This window comes from Neoroseomonas oryzicola, assembly GCF_012163135.1.
Taxonomy (GTDB): domain Bacteria; phylum Pseudomonadota; class Alphaproteobacteria; order Acetobacterales; family Acetobacteraceae; genus Neoroseomonas; species Neoroseomonas oryzicola.
On sequence record NZ_JAAVUP010000026.1, the window covers coordinates 1 to 18,568 of the forward strand.

Annotated in this window: 20 protein-coding genes; 7 read left to right on the forward strand and 13 right to left on the reverse strand. The window is 70.3% G+C overall.

Going from position 1 to position 18,568, the window contains the following annotated elements:
* The 4 genes from GWK15_RS25100 to GWK15_RS25115 all read right to left on the reverse strand — a co-directional run.
* Positions 1 to 592, reverse strand: a 592-nt coding sequence (locus GWK15_RS25100; RefSeq protein ID WP_168044282.1) for an outer membrane protein, incomplete at its 3' end; no start/stop codon positions are given.
* A 180-nt stretch (positions 593 to 772) separates the two neighbouring features.
* The gene (locus GWK15_RS25105; protein ID WP_168044284.1) at positions 773 to 1,897 is read right to left on the reverse strand and encodes a 5-(carboxyamino)imidazole ribonucleotide synthase; all 1,125 of its coding nucleotides are present in this window, start codon (positions 1,895 to 1,897) and stop codon (positions 773 to 775) included.
* On the reverse strand, positions 1,894 to 2,391 hold the full coding sequence (gene purE, locus GWK15_RS25110) for a 5-(carboxyamino)imidazole ribonucleotide mutase (RefSeq protein ID WP_168044286.1): 498 nt from the start codon (positions 2,389 to 2,391) through the stop codon (positions 1,894 to 1,896). Before purE ends, GWK15_RS25105 begins: the two co-directional genes overlap by 4 nt.
* Positions 2,392 to 2,556: 165 nt before the next feature.
* Positions 2,557 to 2,757, reverse strand: coding sequence for a YdcH family protein (locus tag GWK15_RS25115; RefSeq protein WP_168044288.1), 201 nt, complete (start codon positions 2,755 to 2,757; stop codon positions 2,557 to 2,559).
* A gap of 192 nt (positions 2,758 to 2,949) precedes the next feature.
* Between GWK15_RS25115 and GWK15_RS25120 the strand changes: the two genes are divergently transcribed.
* Entirely contained in the window at positions 2,950 to 3,126 is a 177-nt protein-coding gene (locus tag GWK15_RS25120) for a YdcH family protein (protein ID WP_168044290.1), read from the forward strand.
* A 34-nt stretch (positions 3,127 to 3,160) separates the two neighbouring features.
* On the opposite strand, the gene GWK15_RS25125 is transcribed toward GWK15_RS25120, so the two are convergent.
* Positions 3,161 to 3,715, reverse strand: a complete 555-nt coding sequence (locus tag GWK15_RS25125) for a DUF1013 domain-containing protein (RefSeq protein ID WP_168044291.1) — start codon at positions 3,713 to 3,715, stop codon at positions 3,161 to 3,163.
* Positions 3,716 to 3,827: 112 nt separating this feature from the next.
* Between GWK15_RS25125 and GWK15_RS25130 the strand changes: the two genes are divergently transcribed.
* The gene (locus GWK15_RS25130) at positions 3,828 to 4,022 is read left to right on the forward strand and encodes a DUF1192 domain-containing protein (protein WP_168044293.1); all 195 of its coding nucleotides are present in this window, start codon (positions 3,828 to 3,830) and stop codon (positions 4,020 to 4,022) included.
* A gap of 48 nt (positions 4,023 to 4,070) precedes the next feature.
* Positions 4,071 to 5,591, forward strand: a complete 1,521-nt coding sequence (locus GWK15_RS25135) for a protein adenylyltransferase SelO (RefSeq protein ID WP_168044295.1) — start codon at positions 4,071 to 4,073, stop codon at positions 5,589 to 5,591.
* A gap of 106 nt (positions 5,592 to 5,697) precedes the next feature.
* Here the strand turns inward: GWK15_RS25135 and GWK15_RS25140 are convergent, their stop codons facing one another.
* The 8 genes from GWK15_RS25140 to GWK15_RS25175 all read right to left on the reverse strand — a co-directional run bounded on the left by GWK15_RS25140 (position 5,698) and on the right by GWK15_RS25175 (position 12,268).
* Entirely contained in the window at positions 5,698 to 6,165 is a 468-nt protein-coding gene (locus GWK15_RS25140; RefSeq protein ID WP_338144544.1) for an Hsp20 family protein, read from the reverse strand.
* A 244-nt stretch (positions 6,166 to 6,409) separates the two neighbouring features.
* A complete protein-coding gene (rpmE, locus tag GWK15_RS25145) occupies positions 6,410 to 6,640 on the reverse strand; it encodes a 50S ribosomal protein L31 (RefSeq protein ID WP_168044299.1) in 231 nt (76 codons plus the stop codon).
* A gap of 98 nt (positions 6,641 to 6,738) precedes the next feature.
* Positions 6,739 to 7,629: a hypothetical protein gene (locus GWK15_RS25150; protein ID WP_168044300.1), complete on the reverse strand. Its 891-nt coding sequence runs from the start codon at positions 7,627 to 7,629 to the stop codon at positions 6,739 to 6,741.
* Positions 7,630 to 7,681: 52 nt separating this feature from the next.
* A complete protein-coding gene (locus GWK15_RS25155) occupies positions 7,682 to 8,338 on the reverse strand; it encodes an ABC transporter ATP-binding protein (RefSeq protein ID WP_168044302.1) in 657 nt (218 codons plus the stop codon).
* Positions 8,331 to 9,086: an ABC transporter ATP-binding protein gene (locus GWK15_RS25160; RefSeq protein WP_168044304.1), complete on the reverse strand. Its 756-nt coding sequence runs from the start codon at positions 9,084 to 9,086 to the stop codon at positions 8,331 to 8,333. The genes GWK15_RS25155 and GWK15_RS25160 overlap by 8 nt, the downstream gene beginning before the upstream one ends.
* Positions 9,083 to 10,018, reverse strand: a complete 936-nt coding sequence (locus GWK15_RS25165; protein ID WP_168044306.1) for a branched-chain amino acid ABC transporter permease — start codon at positions 10,016 to 10,018, stop codon at positions 9,083 to 9,085. The genes GWK15_RS25160 and GWK15_RS25165 overlap by 4 nt, the downstream gene beginning before the upstream one ends.
* On the reverse strand, positions 10,015 to 10,950 hold the full coding sequence (locus tag GWK15_RS25170; protein WP_168044308.1) for a branched-chain amino acid ABC transporter permease: 936 nt from the start codon (positions 10,948 to 10,950) through the stop codon (positions 10,015 to 10,017). Before GWK15_RS25170 ends, GWK15_RS25165 begins: the two co-directional genes overlap by 4 nt.
* Before the next feature lie 13 nt (positions 10,951 to 10,963).
* The gene (locus GWK15_RS25175) at positions 10,964 to 12,268 is read right to left on the reverse strand and encodes an ABC transporter substrate-binding protein (RefSeq protein ID WP_168044310.1); all 1,305 of its coding nucleotides are present in this window, start codon (positions 12,266 to 12,268) and stop codon (positions 10,964 to 10,966) included.
* Between the two features lie 158 nt (positions 12,269 to 12,426).
* On the opposite strand from GWK15_RS25175, the gene pdxY reads away from it, so the two are divergent.
* The 4 genes from pdxY to GWK15_RS26675 all read left to right on the forward strand — a co-directional run bounded on the left by pdxY (position 12,427) and on the right by GWK15_RS26675 (position 18,413).
* Complete coding sequence (gene pdxY / locus GWK15_RS25180; RefSeq protein WP_168044312.1) at positions 12,427 to 13,278, forward strand: pyridoxal kinase PdxY; 852 nt, start codon at positions 12,427 to 12,429, stop codon at positions 13,276 to 13,278.
* Positions 13,279 to 13,388: 110 nt separating this feature from the next.
* Positions 13,389 to 14,420 carry an amino acid ABC transporter substrate-binding protein gene (locus GWK15_RS25185; protein WP_209442419.1) on the forward strand — a complete coding sequence of 344 codons (1,032 nt, stop codon included), beginning with the start codon at positions 13,389 to 13,391 and terminating at the stop codon, positions 14,418 to 14,420.
* A 34-nt stretch (positions 14,421 to 14,454) separates the two neighbouring features.
* Complete coding sequence (locus GWK15_RS25190) at positions 14,455 to 15,450, forward strand: TAXI family TRAP transporter solute-binding subunit (protein WP_168044314.1); 996 nt, start codon at positions 14,455 to 14,457, stop codon at positions 15,448 to 15,450.
* A gap of 38 nt (positions 15,451 to 15,488) precedes the next feature.
* A complete protein-coding gene (locus tag GWK15_RS26675; RefSeq protein ID WP_168044316.1) occupies positions 15,489 to 18,413 on the forward strand; it encodes a TRAP transporter fused permease subunit in 2,925 nt (974 codons plus the stop codon).
* The last annotated feature ends 155 nt before the right edge of the window (positions 18,414 to 18,568 follow it).

Here is an 18,568-nt window from a genome sequence, read left to right on the forward strand (position 1 = left end):
CCACGGCAGCGGTGCCCATGAAGCGATACTCACCGGTCAGGGCCAGGCCCGGGACCGACTCGATCGGGAAGGCCATGCCGAGGATCGCCTGGTAGGCGAAGGCGCCCTGCGTGCCGCCGAAGTTGAAGTTCGCCGTGCCGCCCGCGCCACGCAGCGTGGTCGAGATGTTGTCGTAGTCGGCCCAGTTGTAGCCGATACCGACGCCGACATAGGGCACCACCGGCCCGAGCACGAAGTCGTACAGCGCATTGAACATGATGCCGTACTGGTTCACCGTGCCCGACGCACCCGGCAGGTTGCCGCGGCCCGACTGGGAGATGGTGTCGACGTCGTTCTGGCGCCAGGAGCCTTCGAGTTCGAGGCGCAGGCCGTTGCCGAAGCCGTAGCCGACGCTCAGTACGCCCGCCCAGCCCCACTCGTAGCTGATGTCCGTGCTGCGACCGGCGACGGTGTCGCTCTGGGTCTGCAGGTAGTTCGTGCCGAGGCCGGCACCGACATAGATGCCCTGCACGCGCGGATCCCAGCTCTGCGCGTTCGCGGCGATCGGCATGCTCAGCAGCGTCGCTGCCAGAAGCGCCTTCCTCAGGCTCATAGGTATTCTCCTGCTCGTGGTCCCGGAGGGACCGGAAAACTGGCCACGCCGACGCATGTCGTCGCGGAACTCTGGCTTCCTAGCACCCAACCGCCGGTGAACCAAAGTCGGGACGCTTCCTTGTGTGATGCTGCAGGTCACGCTGTGGCATCACCGCAACAGGCCCCTCGGGGACCCTGCCTAAAGACCGTGCAGGGCCTCGTCTTCGGCCATGGCGGCAAGGCGGCCGAGCGGGATCAGGCGGTTCGCATGCCCCATCTTGCGCCCCGGCCGCGCGGCGCCCTTCCCGTAGAGATGCGGCACGACCCCCGGCGTCGCCACGAGTCGCGGCCAGGCGGCCATGCCCTCGGGGCCGATCAGGTTGCACATGACCGCGTCGTGGTGCCGTTCCGGCGAGGCGAGGGGCAGCCCTGCAACCGCGCGTATGTGCTGCTCGAACTGGGAAGCGGCGCAGGCATCCATCGTCCAATGCCCCGAATTGTGCGGCCGCGGGGCGATCTCGTTGCCCAGCAGGCGGCCGTCCGCCAGCACGAACATCTCGAGTGCCACGAGGCCGATCAGCTCCAGCCCGGACGCCACGGCCGCGACATGGTCCCGCGCGGCCGCCGCCACCTCGGGCGCGAGTCGCGCCGGGGCGAAGGACAGGTCGAGGATGTGGTGCGCGTGGCGGTTCTCGGCCGGGTCGAAGACCGCGACCGTCCCGTCCTCGGCCCGCGCGGCGATCGCCGAGACCTCGGCGACGAAGGGCACGAAGGCCTCGAGGATCAGCGGCTTCGGAGCCAGCCGCGCGAAGGCCGGCGCGAGGTCCTCTGGCGTGCGGAGCACCGCCTGGCCGCGCCCGTCATAACCGAGGCGGGTGGTCTTCAGTACCGCCGGCAGCCCGATCTCGGCGACCGCTGCGGCGAGCTCCGATTCGCTCGCCACCGCCCGCCAGGGTGCGACCGGCACGCCGATGCGCTGCAGGAAGGCCTTCTCGGCCACGCGGTCCTGGCAGGTCGCGAGGGCGGCAAGGCCCGGGCGGCAGGGCACCAGGCCGGCCAGTGCCTCGAGCGCGGCGGCCGGAACGTTCTCGAACTCGAAGGTCACGACGGCGACCGATGCGGCGAAGCGGGCGAGCGCCTCGCGGTCCTCATAGGGTGCTACGGTGCGGTGGGCCGAGACCTGCATGCCGGGGGAATCCTCCTCCGGCGCGTAGACGTGGCAGGCATAGCCCAGGCGCGCCGCGGCCATGGCCGACATGCGGCCGAGCTGGCCACCGCCGAGGATGCCGATCACCGCGCCCGGCGGCAGCGGGAAGGCGGTCATGCCGGGCTGTCCGGCACCGAGGCCGTCTGCGCCGCCCGCCAGGCATCGAGGCGCGCGGCAAGCGCGGGGTCAGACGTCGCAAGGATTGCCGCGGCCAGCAGCCCGGCATTCACCGCGCCCGCGCGGCCGATGGCGAGGGTCCCGACCGGGATGCCGGCCGGCATCTGGACGATGGACAGCAGGCTATCCATGCCTTTGAGCGCATGGCTTTCGACCGGCACGCCGAGGACCGGGAGCGCGGTCATCGAGGCCGCCATGCCCGGAAGGTGCGCCGCACCGCCGGCCCCGGCGACGATCACCTTCAGACCCCGCCCGGCGGCCGTCCGCGCGTAGTCGAACAGCCGTTCCGGCGTGCGATGGGCCGAGACCACGCGGGTCTCGTGCGCGACGCCGAGCTTCTCGAGCGTCTCGGCGGCGTGGCGCATCGTCTCCCAGTCGGAGCGGCTGCCCATGATGATGCCGACCAGCGGCGCCGAACCCGTCTCACCCGTCATTCACGTCACCGTCAGTCGGAAGCCACAACACGAAGGCGGATCGAGGCCGCGCCTCGATCCGGGAGCGCGAAGCGCGACCGCGCCCAAACCGCCAGCGGTCGCCAATGCGGCAGGATGGGGCGCGAAGGCAAGCCGCGCGGATGCGCGGCGCCCGCCGTTTGAGGGTCAGGCAATGATATCCGGCACCAGCCGGCCCTCGAGCCAGGCGATCTCGTCCTTCAGCTTCAGCTTGCGCTTCTTCAGCCGCTGCAGCTGCAACTGGTCCACCGGCGAGCTGTCGAGCCGTGCGATCACGGTGTCGAGGTCGCGGTGCTCGCTCCGCAGTTCGTGCAGGCGGCGGAGCATGGCGTCACGGTCGGCGATCATGGCCGGCGGCCCCGATGAAGCGAAGTTGAGGATGCATTCGTCGTGGCATCGCCATTATCATGCCAGGGCCGGGGCGCGACAGGCCATTCCCGGCGGTCGCGCCCTTGGTTCGAACGGGGCCGGATCCCCGGTCCCGGCGATGTGCCCGCGGCATCCCGCCGCGGCGCACCACAGCATGAGGACGCATCACGCATGCCGCTGAATGCCCGGATTGCCTCTCTCGAGGAACGCCATGCCGCCCTCGAGCGCCGGATCCTGGACGAAGACAGCCGCCCGCGGCCCAACGACATCGAATTGGCCCGGCTGAAGCGCGAGAAGCTGCGACTCAAGGAGGAAATGGAAAAGCTCCGGACCCCCCGGATGCACTGAACGGGCCGGGCGCGGCGAGGCCGCGCCCGCGGGCTCAGGCCGCGTCCTCGGCCGGCGGAAGGTCGGCCGGGGCCGCGCCGTGCGCCGCGACGATGGCGTTCAGGTCGCCCTGGGTGCACAGGCCGAGGATCACCGGGTCGCGCGGCTTGATGTTCGCGCTGTTCCAGTGCGTGCGGTCGCGCACCTTCGCGATGGTGTCCTTGGTGGTGCCGAGGAGCTTCGCGATGACCGGATCCGGCAGGGACGGGTAGTTGCGCAGCAGCCATGCGATGCCGTCCGGCCGGTCGTTGCGCTTGGACACCGGCGTGTAGCGGCCGCCCTTGGCGCGCTGCTTCGGCAGGACGATGCTGCTTTCCTGGATGCGCAGGCGCGCCGCGGGATCGGCCTCGCAGCGCAGGATCTCCTCACGCGTCAGCTGGCCGGAGGCGACCGGGTCGAAGCCGACGATCCCCTGCGCGACCTCGCCATCGGCGATCGCCTGGATCTCCAGCGGGTGCATGTTCACGAATTCGGCGATCTGCTCGAAGGAGAGCGACGTCTTGTCGATCAGCCACACGGCGGTGGCCTTCGGCATGAGCGGCTGGGGCATTTGCGGACCTCGGGGTGGCCGGAGGGGCGAGAGCGAACCCCCGCGACGGAATTGCGCACCGTATAAAGATGCGGAACACCAGGGTCAAAGCCCTGATCGGAAAGGAGGCACCATGGCGCCCATCGAGGAGGACAACCTGCCGCGCAAGCGCCAGGTGCTGGAAAAGCCCCGCTTCGACGGATGGGATGTCTCCCAGTTGCAGGAGTACATCGTCGAATTGAAGGGCGAGATCGCCCGGGCCGAGGTCGCGATCGGCGCCCGCAACGACCACCGCTCGGCAGCCGAGGCCTTCTTCCGCAAGCCCTGATCACCGGGCCTTGCGCCGGCTCCGCCGGCGCGCGATCTGCGAGGAACCATGCCGGACGACGCAACCCTCTCCCCAGCCCCGCCCGCCGAGGCCGGCACCCCGCCAGCCTTCGACAATTCCTATGCGCGGCTGCCCGAACGGCTCTTCGCGCGCCTGCCGCCGACGCCGGTCAAGGCGCCGCGTCTGTTGCGGCTGAATGCGGGGCTGGCGACGGAACTCGGCCTCGATCCGGAATGGCTGGGGTCCGAGGCCGGGGTCGCGACGCTGGCCGGCAACCACCTGCCCGAGGGCGCGGATCCCATCGCGCAGGCCTATGCCGGCCACCAGTTCGGCCAGTTCAACCCCGCCCTCGGCGACGGGCGGGCGATCCTGCTCGGGGAAGTGCTGACCCCGGCCGGGCAACGGCGGGACATCCAGTTGAAGGGGTCGGGGCCGACGCCGTTCTCCCGCCGTGGGGACGGGCGCGCCGGGGTCGGCCCGGTGCTGCGCGAATACATCATCAGCGAGGCCATGGCCGCCTTCGGCATCCCGACGACGCGCTCGCTCGCCGCCGTCGCGACGGGCGAATGGATCTTCCGCGAGGACGCCGTGCCCGGCGCGGTGCTGACGCGCACGGCCGCGAGCCATATCCGCGTCGGCACCTTCCAGTATTTCGCGGCGCGGCGGGACACCGACGCGCTGCGCGCCCTGGCGGACCACGCCATCGCGCGCCACGACCCCGCGGCGGCCGAGGACGCGAACCCGGCCCTCGCGCTGTTCCGCGGCGTGGTGGCACGGCAGGCGGACCTCGTCGCGCGCTGGATGCTGGTCGGTTTCATCCATGGCGTGATGAACACCGACAACTGCACGATCTCCGGCGAGACGATCGACTACGGCCCCTGCGCCTTCCTGGACGCCTTCCATACCGAGGCGGTGTTCTCCTCGATCGACCATGGTGGGCGCTATGCCTTCGGCAACCAGCCGGGCATCGCGCATTGGAACCTGGCGCGGCTGGCCGAGGCGATGCTGCCGCTCTTCGCCGAGGACGACGAGCAGGCGCTGGCCCTGGCACGCGAGGCGCTGGGCGGCTTCGCACCGGCCTTCGGCGCCGCCTGGCGCGGTGGGCTGCTGCGCAAGGTCGGCATCGCGGCGGCGGAGGAGGGGGACGAGCAGATCGTGCAGGACCTGCTCGACCTGATGGAGAAGGGCCAGGCGGATTTCACCCTGACCTTCCGGGGCCTCTGCGATGCGGTGGAGGATCCCGCCGCATTGGACCGCGTGCGCGCGTTGTTCGCCGACCCGGCGGGCTTCGACGCCTGGGCGGCGCGCTGGCGGGCGCGAATCGCGGCGGATGGCGTCCCGCCCTCCGACCGCGCTGCGGCCATGCGCGCGGTGAACCCCGCCTATATTCCGCGCAACCACATCGTCGAGGCGGCGCTGGCCGCCGCTGTGCAGCAGGACGACCTCGGACCCTTCGAGGAGGTGCTGGCCGTCCTGGCCCGCCCCTTCGAGGAGCAGCCCGGCCGCGAACGCTACGCCGCGCCGCCGCAGCCCGAGGAACGCGTCCTCGCCACCTTCTGCGGGACCTGACTTGGTCGCGCCCTGATCGCACGAACGCCGCGCACCTTGCGGCACGCGGCGTTGCACGACCCGGGACCGCCCCGGGGAAAGGGGTTCGGGGCGGCCCCTTCGGTCGTCAGGCGGCCTGGGCCGGCGTCGCCTCGGACTGGATGACCGGGCGGCCACCCTGGACCGGGATGCGGCGGGGCTTCAGCGCCTCGGGCACAACGTGCTTCAGCTGCACGTGCAGCAGGCCGTTCGCGAGGTCCGCGCCCTCGACCACGATGTGGTCGGCGAGGACGAAGCGGCGCTCGAAGGCACGGCCGGCGATGCCGCGATGGAGGAAGCGGCGCCCGTCCTCCGGCTGCGGCTGCGGCCGGCCGGCGATGGTGAGCGTGTTTTCCTGCGCGGTGATCTCGAGGTCGCCCTCGGAGAAGCCGGCGACGGCCATGGTCAGGACGTAGCTGTCCTCACCCGTCTTCTCGATGTTGTAGGGCGGGTAGCCGTTGCCCTCGGACACGTTGCGCGCGTTGTCCATCAGCCGCGCGAGACGGTCGAAACCGATGGCGGAACGAAACAGGGGGGAGAAATCGATCGCGTTCACGAGGAACCTCCTGCGGTAGCAAGGTTCGTTGCGGGGCGGATCCGGGCTCATCGGCCCCCTGCCGGGCGACCGTGCCGTTCCGCGTCGACGGCCCCATCAGGGCACCGCCGACACGATCGAGATGGATTTCGGGCGAGGCGCGTTCAAGAGGGGGCACCCCCCGGAACGACAACGGCCCGGAGCAGGTGCCCCGGGCCGCGGTCTCAGGCCGGGCGCGCGTCCGCGCCGGCGCCTGCGCCGAAGGTCAGCCCTTCTTGCGGGCGCCGATGCCGGCGAACTTCTTGTTGAACTTCGCGATCTGCCCGCCGGTGTCGATCACGCGCTGCTGGCCGGTCCAGGCCGGGTGCGACTTCGGGTCGATGTCCAGACGCAGCACGTCGCCGGGCTTGCCCATGCAGGAGCGCGTCTTGAACTCGGTCCCGTCGGTCATGATGACGGTGATCTCGTGGTAGTCCGGATGGATCTCGGGCTTCATGGAAGGACACTCATGCAGGAACGCCCGACGATGCCGACCGGCGGGCAGGGAACGGCGCGTATAGGGGAGCCGGCTCGCCCGCGCAACCGCGGCGTCCCTCAGGCCTCCTGCCGTACCGGCAGTTCGAGGCCCGCTGGAAGGTCGCCCGGTTCCAGGTAGGCGCCGCCGTCATGGAGCATCCGCGCCTGCAGGTAGTTCGGCCGCAGCACCGCCCCGGCCAGGTGCAGGATCCGGATCGGCGCGTGGGGGTAGGCGGGTTCGATCCATCGCCCCATCCGGCCATGCCAGCGCGGGGGGCAGAAATTCGCCAGCCAGTTCCATTGCGCGGGCAGGCGCTCGATGTCCGGCCGGTCGAGCGCGGCGCGGAAGAAGGCCAGTTGCTCGCTCAGATGCGTCAGCGGCCGGCGGATCGCGAGGGCGAGCTCGGCCCGCCAGCGGTCCCACAACCCGTGCGCGGCCGGAATGGCGAGGACGCCGCTATTGAGCATCGGTATCGCGCGGAACGCCTGCGCCGCGTCGGGACCAAAGGCCTCATCCCAAGCGCGCGCCCAGAAGCGCTGGGTCGGCGCCGCGTTGCGCCCGGTCGTTGAATAGGCGGGGTGGATCTCCGGGCAGCAGGCCGCGAGGCCCGCGCGCGCGACATGCAGCAGGCCACCGAGTCCGTCCTCCTGCGCGACCCAAGTGTCAGCATCGAGCCAGACATAGGCGTCATGGCCCGGTAGCAGGTCGGGCAGGTAGGGCCGGCACAGCTGGCCCAGCATGTAGGGCCGGAAGCCCTCGAGGCGGGTGGCGTCGAGCGGGTCCGGCGGCGGCAGCACCTCCACCGCCTGCCCGGCGAACCAGCCCGCCTGGGTTGGGTCGAGCCCGAGGTCGAAGCAGACCATGCGGATGCCGTCGCGCCGCCGCTGCGCCAGCGTCGAGAGCACGAGCCCCTTCGCCAGCCAGAACAGCGCCCGGTCGGTCGCGGTGACGATGATCGGTCCCGGCATGCGCATCCCTGCGATTCGCTTGCCGAGACTAGCGGCCCTGGGCGCGCCCGCCCTAACCCGGCGCGATTTCCCCGCGCTCGATGACGTAGGTCTGCTCGACCAGCGGGCGGAGCAGTTCGGGGTTGCTCTCGGTGATCAGGATGGCGACGTCGGGCAGGGCGGCGCGCAGGCGCTTCAGCGCCTCCGCGTAGCGCAGCGCCAGCGCGGGGGCGAGGCCCTGGAAGGGTTCGTCCAGCAGCACCGCCTTGGTGCCGACCATCAGCGCGCGGCCGAGAGCCACCATCTTGCCCTGGCCGCCCGACAGCCCCGCCGCCTTGCGCGGCGCGAGGTCCTTCAGTTCCGGCAGCAGGGAATAGACCCGCGCCAGCCGCTCGGCGATCTCGCGTTCCTGCAGCTTCAGCACCTGGGCGGGGAGGAGCATGTTGTCCTCCACCGTGAACGACCCGAACAGGCGCCGTTCCTCGGGCGCATAGCCGATGCCGTGGCGCGGGCGATGGTGCGGGGGCAGGCGCGTCTCGTCCTCCCCGTCGATCATCACCTTGCCTTGGACGGCCGGCACCAGGCCCATCAGGGTCCGCAGCGTGGTGGTCTTGCCCGCGCCGTTGCGCCCGATCAGCGCGACGCGGCCGCCGGCCGGCACCTTCAGCGAGACATTGCGCAGCACCGGCACGCCGGCGATGGAGACGGAGACGCCCGAAAGCTCAAGCATGGCGCTCGATCCCGATCACTTCACGCTGCACGGCGGGGTCCGAGAGGACCTCGCCCGGCGGGCCGAGGGCGGCGATGCGCCCCTGGCTCCAGACCGCGACGCGGTCGGCGAAGCGCTCGACCACGTCCATGTCGTGCTCGACGAAGACAGCCGTGACCTTCGCGTCGCGCAGCACGCGGGCGAGGGTCTCGACCACGTCCATCTTCTCCGAGGCCGCGACACCCGAGGTCGGCTCGTCCATCAGCAGCAGCCGCGGCTTGAGCGCGACGGCCATCGCGATGTCCGCGAGCTTGCGCGCGCCCTCGTTCAGCGCATCGGCGCGCGTCTCCGCGATGCCGGTCAGGCCGAAGCGTTCGAGCAGATCGCGCGCCTCGTCCCGGTAGCCGGGCCGCAGGAGTGGGGTCAGCGGCGACCAGATGCCGTCGCGCGAAGCGACGGCCAGCGCGACGTTCTGCTCGACCGTGTGCTCGAGGAAAAGCTGCGGCAGCTGGAAGGAGCGCGCGATGCCCCGCTTGACGATCGCGCGCGGGGACATCCCCGTGATGCGCTGGCCCTCGTAGGAGATCTCGCCGGCATTGGGCCGCAGGTAGCCCGTCGTCATGTTGATGAAGGTGGTCTTGCCGGCGCCGTTGGGGCCGATGATGGCGAGGAACTCGCCCTTCATCACGCCGAGGTCGATGCCGTCCGCCGCCTTCACGCCGCCGAAGGCGAGGCGCAGGCCGGTCGCCTGGAGGAGCACCTCGCTCATCGCCCGCGCCCCCCGATCGCCCGTGCCGCCATGCCCCACAGCCCGCCTGGGGCAAACAGGATGACCAGCAGCAGCACCGCGCCGAGGATCATCTGCCAGGCATCGGCGAAGGACGCCGCGGCATAGACCCGCACCAGCTCATAGCCCGCCGCCCCCAGGAACGGCCCGAGCACCCCGCCCGCGCCACCAAGGATCGCGATGAAGACCAGCTCGCCCGAGGAGGTCCAGTAGGCCAGCAGCGGTGTGACGTGCCGCGAGGTCATCGCGATCAGCGCCCCGCCGATGCCGCCCAGCACCGCCGACATCACATAGGCCGAGAGCAGCACCCCGCGCGCCGGCACGCCCATGAATTCGAGCCGCGTCTCGCGCGTCTTGATGCCGGCCAGCGCCTCACCCATCGGGGAGGCGAGGTACAGCCGCAGCAGCAGCCCGAGGACGAAGGCGAGGCCGAGCGCGATGCCGAAGATGGTCCATTCGTAGGTGATGCGGTCGAGCGCCTGGCCGGCGACGGGCATGATCTCGACGCGGATGCCGTCGCTGCCCTTGGTGATGGCGTAGAGCTTCTCGAGCAGCGAGTAGAACACCATCGACATGGCGAGGTTCAGCATGCCGAAGAAGATCTGCCGGTACCGCGTCACGAACAGGCCGATGACGAGGCCGAGCGCTCCCGCGCCGACGGCGGCAAGCGGCAGCAGGATCATCGCATCCCCGAAGCGGGGGGCGAGGAAGGCGACCGTATAGGCACCGAAGGCGATGTAGAGCGCATGGCCGAAGGAGACCTGCCCCGCGCGCAGCAGCAGCAGGATGCCCATCACCGCGATGCCCTTGGCGAGCGCGATGGTCAGCACGAAGCGGAGCCAGGGCGCGGCGATGGCCGCGGCGATCATGGCGCCGGCGAGGAGGATCGCCAGCAGCGGTTCGATCTTCCTCATACGCGCCGCGTCTCGGTCACGCCGAAGAGGCCCTGGGGCCGCACCAGCAGCACCAGCACCATGATGATGTAGGGGACCACGACTTCCAGTTCCGGCTCGAAGTAGACGGCGACGGACCGCCCGAGGCCCATCATGAGGGAGGTGAGCGCCGCGCCCTCGATCTGCCCGAGGCCCGCGGTCGCCACCACGGCAAAAGACAGCACGATGGTCTGCGCCCCGATCCCCGGCACCAGCGCCGCGGTGGGCGAGGAGAGCGCGCCGCCGAGCGCGGCCAGCATGGCGCCGAAGGTGAAGGTCAGCAGGAAGATCTTCGCCGCGTCGATGCCCATCGCGGTCGCAGCCTCGCGGTCGGTGGTCACCGCGACGATGACCCGCCCCGTCAGCGTCCGCCGCAGGAACCAGGCGAGCCCCACCAGCGTGATGATGGCGAAGCCCGGCAGGACGAACAGCTGGTAGTTGGTGAAGGGGATGAAGTCGGCCCCGAACGGCACGTCGATGGTGCCGAGCCACTTCATCGCCGTCTCGTGGTGGATCGGCTGCACGCCCCAGACGAGCTTCTGCACGTCCTCGAGGATCATGAAGAGCGCGAAGGTGACGAGCAACTGCACCACTTCCTCCTGCGCGTAGATCCGGCGCAGCAGGAAGCGTTCGATCAGCGGCCCGAGGATGGCCCCGACCAGCGCGGCCGAGAGGATCAGCGTCGGGATCGAGGCCCAGTCCGGCAGCCCGAGCCCGGCGAGGAAGATGCCGATCGAGGCCGCCGCATAGGCCCCGATCGCATAGAGGGAGCCATGCGCGACATTGACGATGCGCAGCACCCCGAAGACGAGGTTGAGCCCCACCGCGACGAGGAAGATCAGTCCCGCGGAGGAAAGCCCGTCCAGCAATGCCAGGCCGAGCAGAAGGCCATTGTCCTGGAACCACTCGGCCATGGCGTGCGCTGCCTCAGATCGACCGGCCGGCGGACTGGATCATCGACGGCTGCAGCGTCTTCAGCCAGTCGGTGCTCTTCTGCCCGACCGGGGCCGAGACCTGCTCGCCCGGGAACAGCATCATCTCCTTCGGCACCGCGAAGGGGAAGCGGTCGTTGAAGGAGGACAGGCCGACGATCTGGTCCTCGAGACCCTGGCCGTCCTCACGCAGGGTGATGGTCGAGGTCGGCGTGGGGAAGGTGAGGCCGCGGAAGGCGTTGGCGAGCTCGAGGTCCGACGGCCAGGCGCCGCCCTTCGCCGCGACCGCCTTCTCGAGGCCCGCCTTCAGCGCCCAGACCGCCTGCGCCATGTGGTGGCACGGATAGATCGGGTATTCGTTGAAGCGCTGGCGGTAGGCGTTGATGAAGGCGTTGAACGCCGCGGGGTCCTTGGGCGCCGGGTGGTTGTTCCAGTGGTCGCCGCGGGTGCCGATGATGTGCCCCTCGGGCATCGACCGGCCGAGGATCTGCATCGAGGCCTCGGCCACCGGCAGGACGAACATCGAGCGCTCATGCAGCCGCCGCTCGGTCGCCTGGCGGATGAAGGTGACGAGTTCGCCGCCCCAGGAGGTCGACAGGATCACGTCCGGCCGCAGCGCGAGCAGGCGGGTGATCTCGGTCGAGAAGTCGGTCGAGCCGAAGCGGGGGAACATCTCCGCCACCACGCGCACACCGGGCTTCAGCGCGTCCATCGCGGTCTTCCACAGCTCCCACGAATCGCGGCCCCAGGCGTAGTCCTGGTTGAGCACCGCGACGGTGCGGAAATCCGGCTTCTTCTTCAGCAGGTACAGCAGCGGCGCGAGCACTTCAGAGGTGCCGTAGCCCTGGGTGCGGAACGCATACTCCCAGCGGTTCTCCTCGAAGATGCGCTGCGTGCCGCAATCCCACAGCAGGTTCACCTTCTGCAGTTCGCGCGACAGCGGCGTGCAGGCAAGGCAGGAGCCCGAGGAGATCGACTGGAACAGGACGTGCACGCCCTCGGACTGCACGAGCCGGCGGATCTCGCCGACCAGGTGGTCCGTGCCCGGGCCCTCGTCCACGAAGATCGGCCGCACCGGGATGCCCGCGATGCCGCCCGCGGCGTTCAGCTGGTCGATCAGCATCTCGCACGCCTTGCGCGACGGGACGCCGAACACCGAGGCCGGCCCCGAGAGGAAGGTGGTGACGCCGATCTTGAGTTCGGCCGGCTTCTGAGCCGGCTGCGCCGACAGCGTCGAGGGCAGCATCACCGCGCCAAAGCCGGCAGCAATCACCTCGCGGCGCGAAAGCGTCGTGGTCATGGGGTCCTCCCTCAAGGGTCCTGGAGCGGCGGGTTGGCCCCGCGCGTCGGGCGCAGAATGGACGCGAGGCACGCAGGGATGCAAGGAGGGGCGCGGCGATTGACCCCGCGCCCGGCCGTTCCTAGCGTCCGCGCCCTTCCATCCGGCGGGTTGCAGCGATGCCCTCGATCCTTTCCATCCAGTCCTGGGTCGCCTACGGCCATGTCGGCAATGCGAGCGCGATCTTCCCGCTGCAGCGCCTGGGTGCGGAGGTCTGGGGCATCCACACCGTCCAGTTCTCCAACCACACGGGCTATGGCGCCTGGCGCGGCCAGGTCTTCGGCGCGGAACTGATCCACGATTGCGTGCAGGGCATCGAGGAGCGCGGCGCGCTGCCGCGCTGCGACGCCGTGCTGTCGGGCTACATGGGCTCGGCCGAGATCGGGGCGGCGATCCTCGACGCCGCGCGGCGGGTGAAGGCGGCGAATCCGGCGGCGCTGTGGTGCTGCGACCCGGTGATCGGCGATGTCGGCCGGGGCATCTTCGTCCGCCCCGGAATCCCGGAATTCCTGCGCGACGAGGCGCTGCCCGCCGCCGACATCGTCACCCCCAACCAGTTCGAGCTGGAATGGCTGACGGGCCGCGAGGTCGCGACGCTCGACGACGCCAAGGCCGCCGTCGCCGCGTTGCAGGCGCGTGGGCCGCGCTGCGTGCTGGTCACCTCGCTGCGCCTCGCCGACACGCCGGATGGCGAGATCGGGATGCTGGCCGGGGAGGGCGGGTGCTTCTGGCGCCTCGCCACGCCGATGCTGCCGCTGTCGGTGAACGGGGCCGGGGATGCGATCGCCGCGCTGTTCCTGTTCCATCGCCTGCGCAGCGGGTCGGCGGCCGAGGCGCTGGCGGCCGCGGCCTCATCCGTGTTCGGCTTGCTGCGACGCACGGCAGAGGCCGGATCTCGCGAAATCCTGACCGTCGCCGCGCAGGAGGAATTCGTCACGCCATCGCGACGCTTCGCCGCGGAACCTTGCTGAAACCTGCCCCCGGTCGGCTTGCGCCCGTTCTGCGGCGCGTGCCACGCTCGCCTCCGGCCCGGTCCATGCCAGCAAGGCAAGGGCAAAGAAGGCCGAAGGGAGTCTTCGCGATGATGCATCTCCTGAGGGCCTTCGCCCTCTGCCTGACGCTTGGTCTCGTCTCGGAGGCCGTGGCCCAGAACGTGCAGCCTGGGCCGACCCTGCAGGCCGTGCGGCAGCGCGATGCGTTGCTCTGCGGTGCCTCGCCCAACGCGCCGGGCTTCGGCGCGCCGGACAGCCGGGGCGACTGGCAGGGCATCGATCCGGATGTCTGCCGCGCCGTCGCGGCCGCGGTTCTGGGCGATGCGAGCAAAGTCCGCTTCTTCCCGCTGACCAGCCAGGCGCGTTTCGCCGCCCTGCAATCCGGCCAGGTGGATGTGCTGCCGCGCACCGTGACCTGGACGCATTCGCGCGACACCGCGGTGGGGCTGAACTTCACCACGCCCGTCTTCTATGACGGCCAGGGCTTCCTGGTGCGGAAATCGGCCAATATCCGCCAGGGAACCGACCTCGCCGGTGCCACCATCTGCACCTTCGCAGGATCGACCAGCGAACTGAACCTGGCCGACTGGGCGCGGGCCAACCGCGTGCAGTACACGCCGCTGGTCTTCGAGCAGAATGACGAGGCGCGCATCGCCTACGACAATGGCCGCTGCGACGCGATCTCGACCGACGCATCGCAGCTGATCGGCCTGATCACCGCCATGCGCGTGCCCGCAGACCACACCGTGCTGCGCGACCGCATCTCGAAGGAGCCGCTGACGCCGGCCGTCCGCCAGGGCGACGACCAGTGGAACGACATCGTCCGCTGGACGATCTTCGCGCTGATCGAGGCCGAGGAACTCGGCGTCACCCGCGCGAACGCGGAGGAGATGCTGCAGAGCCAGGATCCCTCGATCCGCCGGCTGCTCGGCCAGGCGGGGGACCACGGGCCGATGATGGCGCTCGACCGCCGCTGGGCCTACAACGCCATTCGCGCCGTGGGGAACTACGGCGAGATCTTCGACCGCCACGTTGGCCGCGGCAGCCCGATCGGGCTCGATCGTGGGATCAACGACCTCTGGACCCGCGGCGGGCTGATGTACTCGCCGCCGATCCGCTGAGGCGGCCTGACAGGAACACCGGGAACCACGGAGAATGACGATGCCCATCCTCACCACCCGCCGCCTCGCCCTCGGCGGTGCGCTGGCGCTGCCCTTCCTGCGCACGGCCTCGGCGCAGACGACGCTCGAATGGGTGGCCGGTTCGGTCGGCGGCGGCTGGTACACCATGGCCGCCGGCCTCTCCTCCCTGATCCGGGAGGAGAACCCCGACATCCAGATCCGCGTAGTGCCGGGCGGCGGCCTCGCCAACCCGACCCGAATCAACAACGGCCAGTCGCAGATCGGCTGGGGTATCGACGCCTTCTCGGCCTCCGCCGTGCAGGGTGTGGAGCCCTACAGCGCGAAGCACGAGAAGATCCGCTGCCTCGGCACCGGGTATTCGCCGACCGAACACCTGCTGCTGCGCCACACCGGCGCCGGGCCGGCCGACATGCGCGGCATCCTGACGCAGCGCGGGCTCAAGATCGGCGCGCCGCAGCGTTCCTCGACCGACGAGATGACGCTGCAGCGCATCCTGCGCTTCCTCGGCTCCAGCCCGGACAAGATCCGCGCCGATGGCGGGCGCTACCTGAACGGCTCCTACGCCGATGTCGGCGCGGCCTACAATGACGGGCAGGTCGACTACATCTACGTCGCGCTCGCCAAGCCCGCGGCGCTGATGACCGAGATCGCGCAAGGGCGCCGCGGCGGCCGCCTCACGGCCTTCCCGGACGACATCCGCAAGCACCTGATCGACCAGTACGCCTACGCCGAGGGCACGCTCGAGAAGTCGGACTACCCGGCACTGCTCGACGGCGCGATCCCTGTCACGCTGATGGACAGCGTCATCGTCGTGAACGAATCCGTGCCGAACGAGATCGTGCAGAAGATCACCGCGACGCTGATCAAGAACCAGGGCCAGCGCCTCGCGACGATCCACCCGTCCATGGCGGGCTGGACGCCGGCCAAGGCGGTGAACTACCGCGGCGTGCCCTTCCATCCGGGTGCGGCCGCCGCCTTCCGCGCCGCCGGCTTCAACCCGCCGGCGTGATCTCCGCGCACCGCGATATTCATTAGCAGGAGAGCGCGGTGCGCGAACTTCCCTTCTGGCTCCGGACGGCAATCTTTGGCTGGCTCGCCTTCTGGGCGGCCGTCCATCTTTACTGGGGCGGCTTCGGGTTCCCCGAGCCGATCACCATCCGGAGCCTGCATCTCCTCGTCTTCACGCCGCCGCTGTTCCTGCTCTACCCGGCCTTCGAGAAGCGCTCGCCCAAGAACCGGCCGAGCGTGTTCGACTGGCTGTGGGCGGCGGCATCGGCGGCGCCGCATCTGTGGGTCTTCATCTATGCCGACGCGGTCAACGACCGCATGGAATACGTCGATCCCTTCACGCCGCTGATGATGGCGCTCGCCATCACCTGCATGGTGACGATGCTCGAGGCGATCCGCCGCGCGGTCGAACCGGGCCTTGCCTGGATGACCGCGGGCTGCCTGCTCTACATGTTCGTCGGCCACCACCTGCCGGGCGTGCTCAATACCCGCGTCTTCACCACCGCCGAGATCATGGAGGCCGCCTGGCTGGTGCCGACCGCCGGTGGCGTCTACGGACCGCTGACCGGCATCGTCGCGACCACCATCGCCGTCTTCATCCTGTTCGGATCCTTCATGCAGGGCAGCGGGACCGGGCGGCTGTTCGCCAATTTCGGCGCCGCCGTGGCGGGGCGCTACACCGGCGGGCCGGCCAAGGTCGCGGTCGTCTCCTCGGGCCTGTTCGGGACCATGAGCGGTTCCTCGGTTTCCAACGTCATCACCACCGGGGCGATGACCATCCCGCTGATGGTGCGCATCGGCTACAAGCCGGCGGTCGCGGCGGGGATCGAGAGCGCGGCCTCGGTCGGCGGCGCGCTGATGCCGCCGGTGATGGGCGCGGCGGCCTTCGTGATGGCCGAGATCACCAACATCCCCTACGGCGACATCCTCGTCGCCGCGGCGATCGGTGCGGTGCTCTACTACTTCGCCATTCTCGTCGCCGTACACTTCGAGGCGAAGAAGATCGGCATCGAGCCGATGGCCTTGCAGGATATCCCCGCGTGGCGGGAGGTGCTTGCCGATGCGCACCTGATCATCCCGATCGGCCTGCTGGTCTACCTGATGACCGAGCGCTGGAGCGGCAACTATGCCGCCTTCTGCTCGACGCTCGCGATGGTCGCGGTCTCGCTGCTGCGGGCACGGACGCGCATGGGCTGGCGCGCGGTGATCGAGAGCCTGACCAATGCCGGCCTGACCATGGCGCCGCTCGCGGTCGCCATCGCGGCCTCGGGCGTCGTGGTGTCGGTGCTGACGGCGACGGGCATGGTCGTGGCCTTCGGCGGCATCATCAAGGAAATCTCGGGCGGGTCCTTCGGCCTGCTCGCGCTGATGCTCTGCATCACGGTGCTGGTGCTCGGCCTCGGCATCCCGACCACGCCCTCCTACATCATTGCCGCCGCGATCGGCGTCCCGCAGCTGCTGGAACTCGGCCGGCCGCTCGGCGTCGACATGATGCAGGCGCACCTCTTCATCTTCTATTTCGCGGTGATCGCCGATGCGACGCCGCCGGTGGCCGCGGCCGCCTTCGCCGCCGCGGCGATCGCCAAGGCCAGTCCCACCATCGCCAGCGTGCACGCCTCGCGCTTCGGCATCGCGGGCTTCACGGTGGGCTTCGCCTTCCTCTACGACCCCGGGATCATGCTGCGCGGGGGGATCCTCGAGATCCTCTCGGCGACCGCGATCCAGGTGATCGCGCTGGTGATGATCACCTCGGCCTACGCGGGATACCTGCTGCGGCCCATGGGATGGCCGGTGCGGATCGTCTTCGCCGTGGTCGGCCTGTTCGCCGCCTTCGGGCATATCGCGCCGGACACCGTCCGGCTTGCCGTCTCGGCCGCGACGCTCGGCGGCGTCGGCCTGGCGCAGTTCCTGTTCACCCGGAAGGACGCGATGATCCGCATATCGGCCCTGTTGCTCGGCCTCGTTCTCACGACTCCTCTCCTTGCCCAGACCGTCGCGCCCCAGCAGGCGGGGGCGACCCTGTCCGGCGTGCGCGCGCGCGGCGTGCTGAATTGCGGCATCTCGACCGGCGATCCCGCCTGGAGCCAGCCGGACAACCAGGGTGTGTGGCAGGGCCTCGACGCCGACCTGTGCCGTGCCGTCGCCGCTGCCGTGCTCGGCGATCCGTCCAAGGTCGCCTGGCATCCGCTGACCGGGCAGACGCGCTTCCCGGCGCTCTCCGGCGGGCAGATCGAGATGCTGGCCCGGACCACCACCTGGACCTTCCTGCGCGATGCGGTGAACGGGCTGAACTTCACCGCGCTGTATTTCATGGACGGGCAGGGCTTCCTGGTGAAGTCCGACAGCGGCATCCAGCATGCCAACCAGCTCGACGGCGCGTCGATCTGCCTGGTCAGCGCCAGCACGCATGAGCTGAACCTCCAGGACTGGGCGCGAAGCATCAACATCCGCTTTCAGCCGGTGGTCTTCGCCGACAAGGATGAGGCGCGCCGCGCCTACGAAAGCGGCCGCTGCGATGCCTACACGGGCGATTCCAGCCAGCTCGCCTCGGTGCGCGCCGGCTTCCCCGAACCGTCCCGCCACCGCGTCCTGCCGGAGCGGATCAGCAAGGAGCCTTATGCCGTCGCCGTGCGGCATGGCGACGACCAGTGGTTCGACATCGTCCGCTTCGTCGTGCTCGGCCTGATCGAGGCCGAGGAACTGGGCGTGACGCGGGAGAATGCCGCGCGCCTCGCCACCGAGAGCGACCGCCCCGCCGTGCAGCGCCTGCTGGGCCGCACCGGCGACCTCGGCCCGGCCGTCGGCCTTGACCGCGCCTGGCTGCTGAACGCCATCCGTGCCGTCGGGAACTACGGCGAGATCTACGACCGCCACCTCGGCGCCAACAGCCCCGTGCAGTTGCCCCGCGGCCCCAACGCGCTGTGGAATGCGGGCGGGCTGCTCTGGAGCCCCCCCATCCGCTAAGGCCAGGTATCGGTTCCCAAAGGCCTTTCGGCCTTTGGCGGGGGGGTGCGGGGGGGGGGGGGCCCCCCCGGTCCCCCCCCACCAGAAAACACCCCGGGGAAAAAACCAGAAAACGCTGGCCCCCCCCGCCCCCGCCCGGCGTCCGGCCGGGCGCG

What these genes read in the sequence shown, in the direction of transcription:
- GWK15_RS25105 (WP_168044284.1), bottom strand. Translation starts at nt 1,897, where the DNA reads ATGACCGCCTTCCCGCTGCCGCCGGGCGCGGTGATCGGCATCCTCGGC.
- purE (WP_168044286.1), bottom strand. Translation starts at nt 2,391, where the DNA reads ATGACGGGTGAGACGGGTTCGGCGCCGCTGGTCGGCATCATCATGGGC.
- GWK15_RS25115 (WP_168044288.1), bottom strand. Translation starts at nt 2,757, where the DNA reads ATGATCGCCGACCGTGACGCCATGCTCCGCCGCCTGCACGAACTGCGG.
- GWK15_RS25120 (WP_168044290.1), top strand. Translation starts at nt 2,950, where the DNA reads ATGCCGCTGAATGCCCGGATTGCCTCTCTCGAGGAACGCCATGCCGCC.
- GWK15_RS25125 (WP_168044291.1), bottom strand. Translation starts at nt 3,715, where the DNA reads ATGCCCCAGCCGCTCATGCCGAAGGCCACCGCCGTGTGGCTGATCGAC.
- GWK15_RS25130 (WP_168044293.1), top strand. Translation starts at nt 3,828, where the DNA reads ATGGCGCCCATCGAGGAGGACAACCTGCCGCGCAAGCGCCAGGTGCTG.
- GWK15_RS25135 (WP_168044295.1), top strand. Translation starts at nt 4,071, where the DNA reads ATGCCGGACGACGCAACCCTCTCCCCAGCCCCGCCCGCCGAGGCCGGC.
- rpmE (WP_168044299.1), bottom strand. Translation starts at nt 6,640, where the DNA reads ATGAAGCCCGAGATCCATCCGGACTACCACGAGATCACCGTCATCATG.
- GWK15_RS25150 (WP_168044300.1), bottom strand. Translation starts at nt 7,629, where the DNA reads ATGCCGGGACCGATCATCGTCACCGCGACCGACCGGGCGCTGTTCTGG.
- GWK15_RS25155 (WP_168044302.1), bottom strand. Translation starts at nt 8,338, where the DNA reads ATGCTTGAGCTTTCGGGCGTCTCCGTCTCCATCGCCGGCGTGCCGGTG.
- GWK15_RS25160 (WP_168044304.1), bottom strand. Translation starts at nt 9,086, where the DNA reads ATGAGCGAGGTGCTCCTCCAGGCGACCGGCCTGCGCCTCGCCTTCGGC.
- GWK15_RS25165 (WP_168044306.1), bottom strand. Translation starts at nt 10,018, where the DNA reads ATGAGGAAGATCGAACCGCTGCTGGCGATCCTCCTCGCCGGCGCCATG.
- GWK15_RS25170 (WP_168044308.1), bottom strand. Translation starts at nt 10,950, where the DNA reads ATGGCCGAGTGGTTCCAGGACAATGGCCTTCTGCTCGGCCTGGCATTG.
- GWK15_RS25175 (WP_168044310.1), bottom strand. Translation starts at nt 12,268, where the DNA reads ATGACCACGACGCTTTCGCGCCGCGAGGTGATTGCTGCCGGCTTTGGC.
- pdxY (WP_168044312.1), top strand. Translation starts at nt 12,427, where the DNA reads ATGCCCTCGATCCTTTCCATCCAGTCCTGGGTCGCCTACGGCCATGTC.
- GWK15_RS25185 (WP_209442419.1), top strand. Translation starts at nt 13,389, where the DNA reads ATGATGCATCTCCTGAGGGCCTTCGCCCTCTGCCTGACGCTTGGTCTC.
- GWK15_RS25190 (WP_168044314.1), top strand. Translation starts at nt 14,455, where the DNA reads ATGACGATGCCCATCCTCACCACCCGCCGCCTCGCCCTCGGCGGTGCG.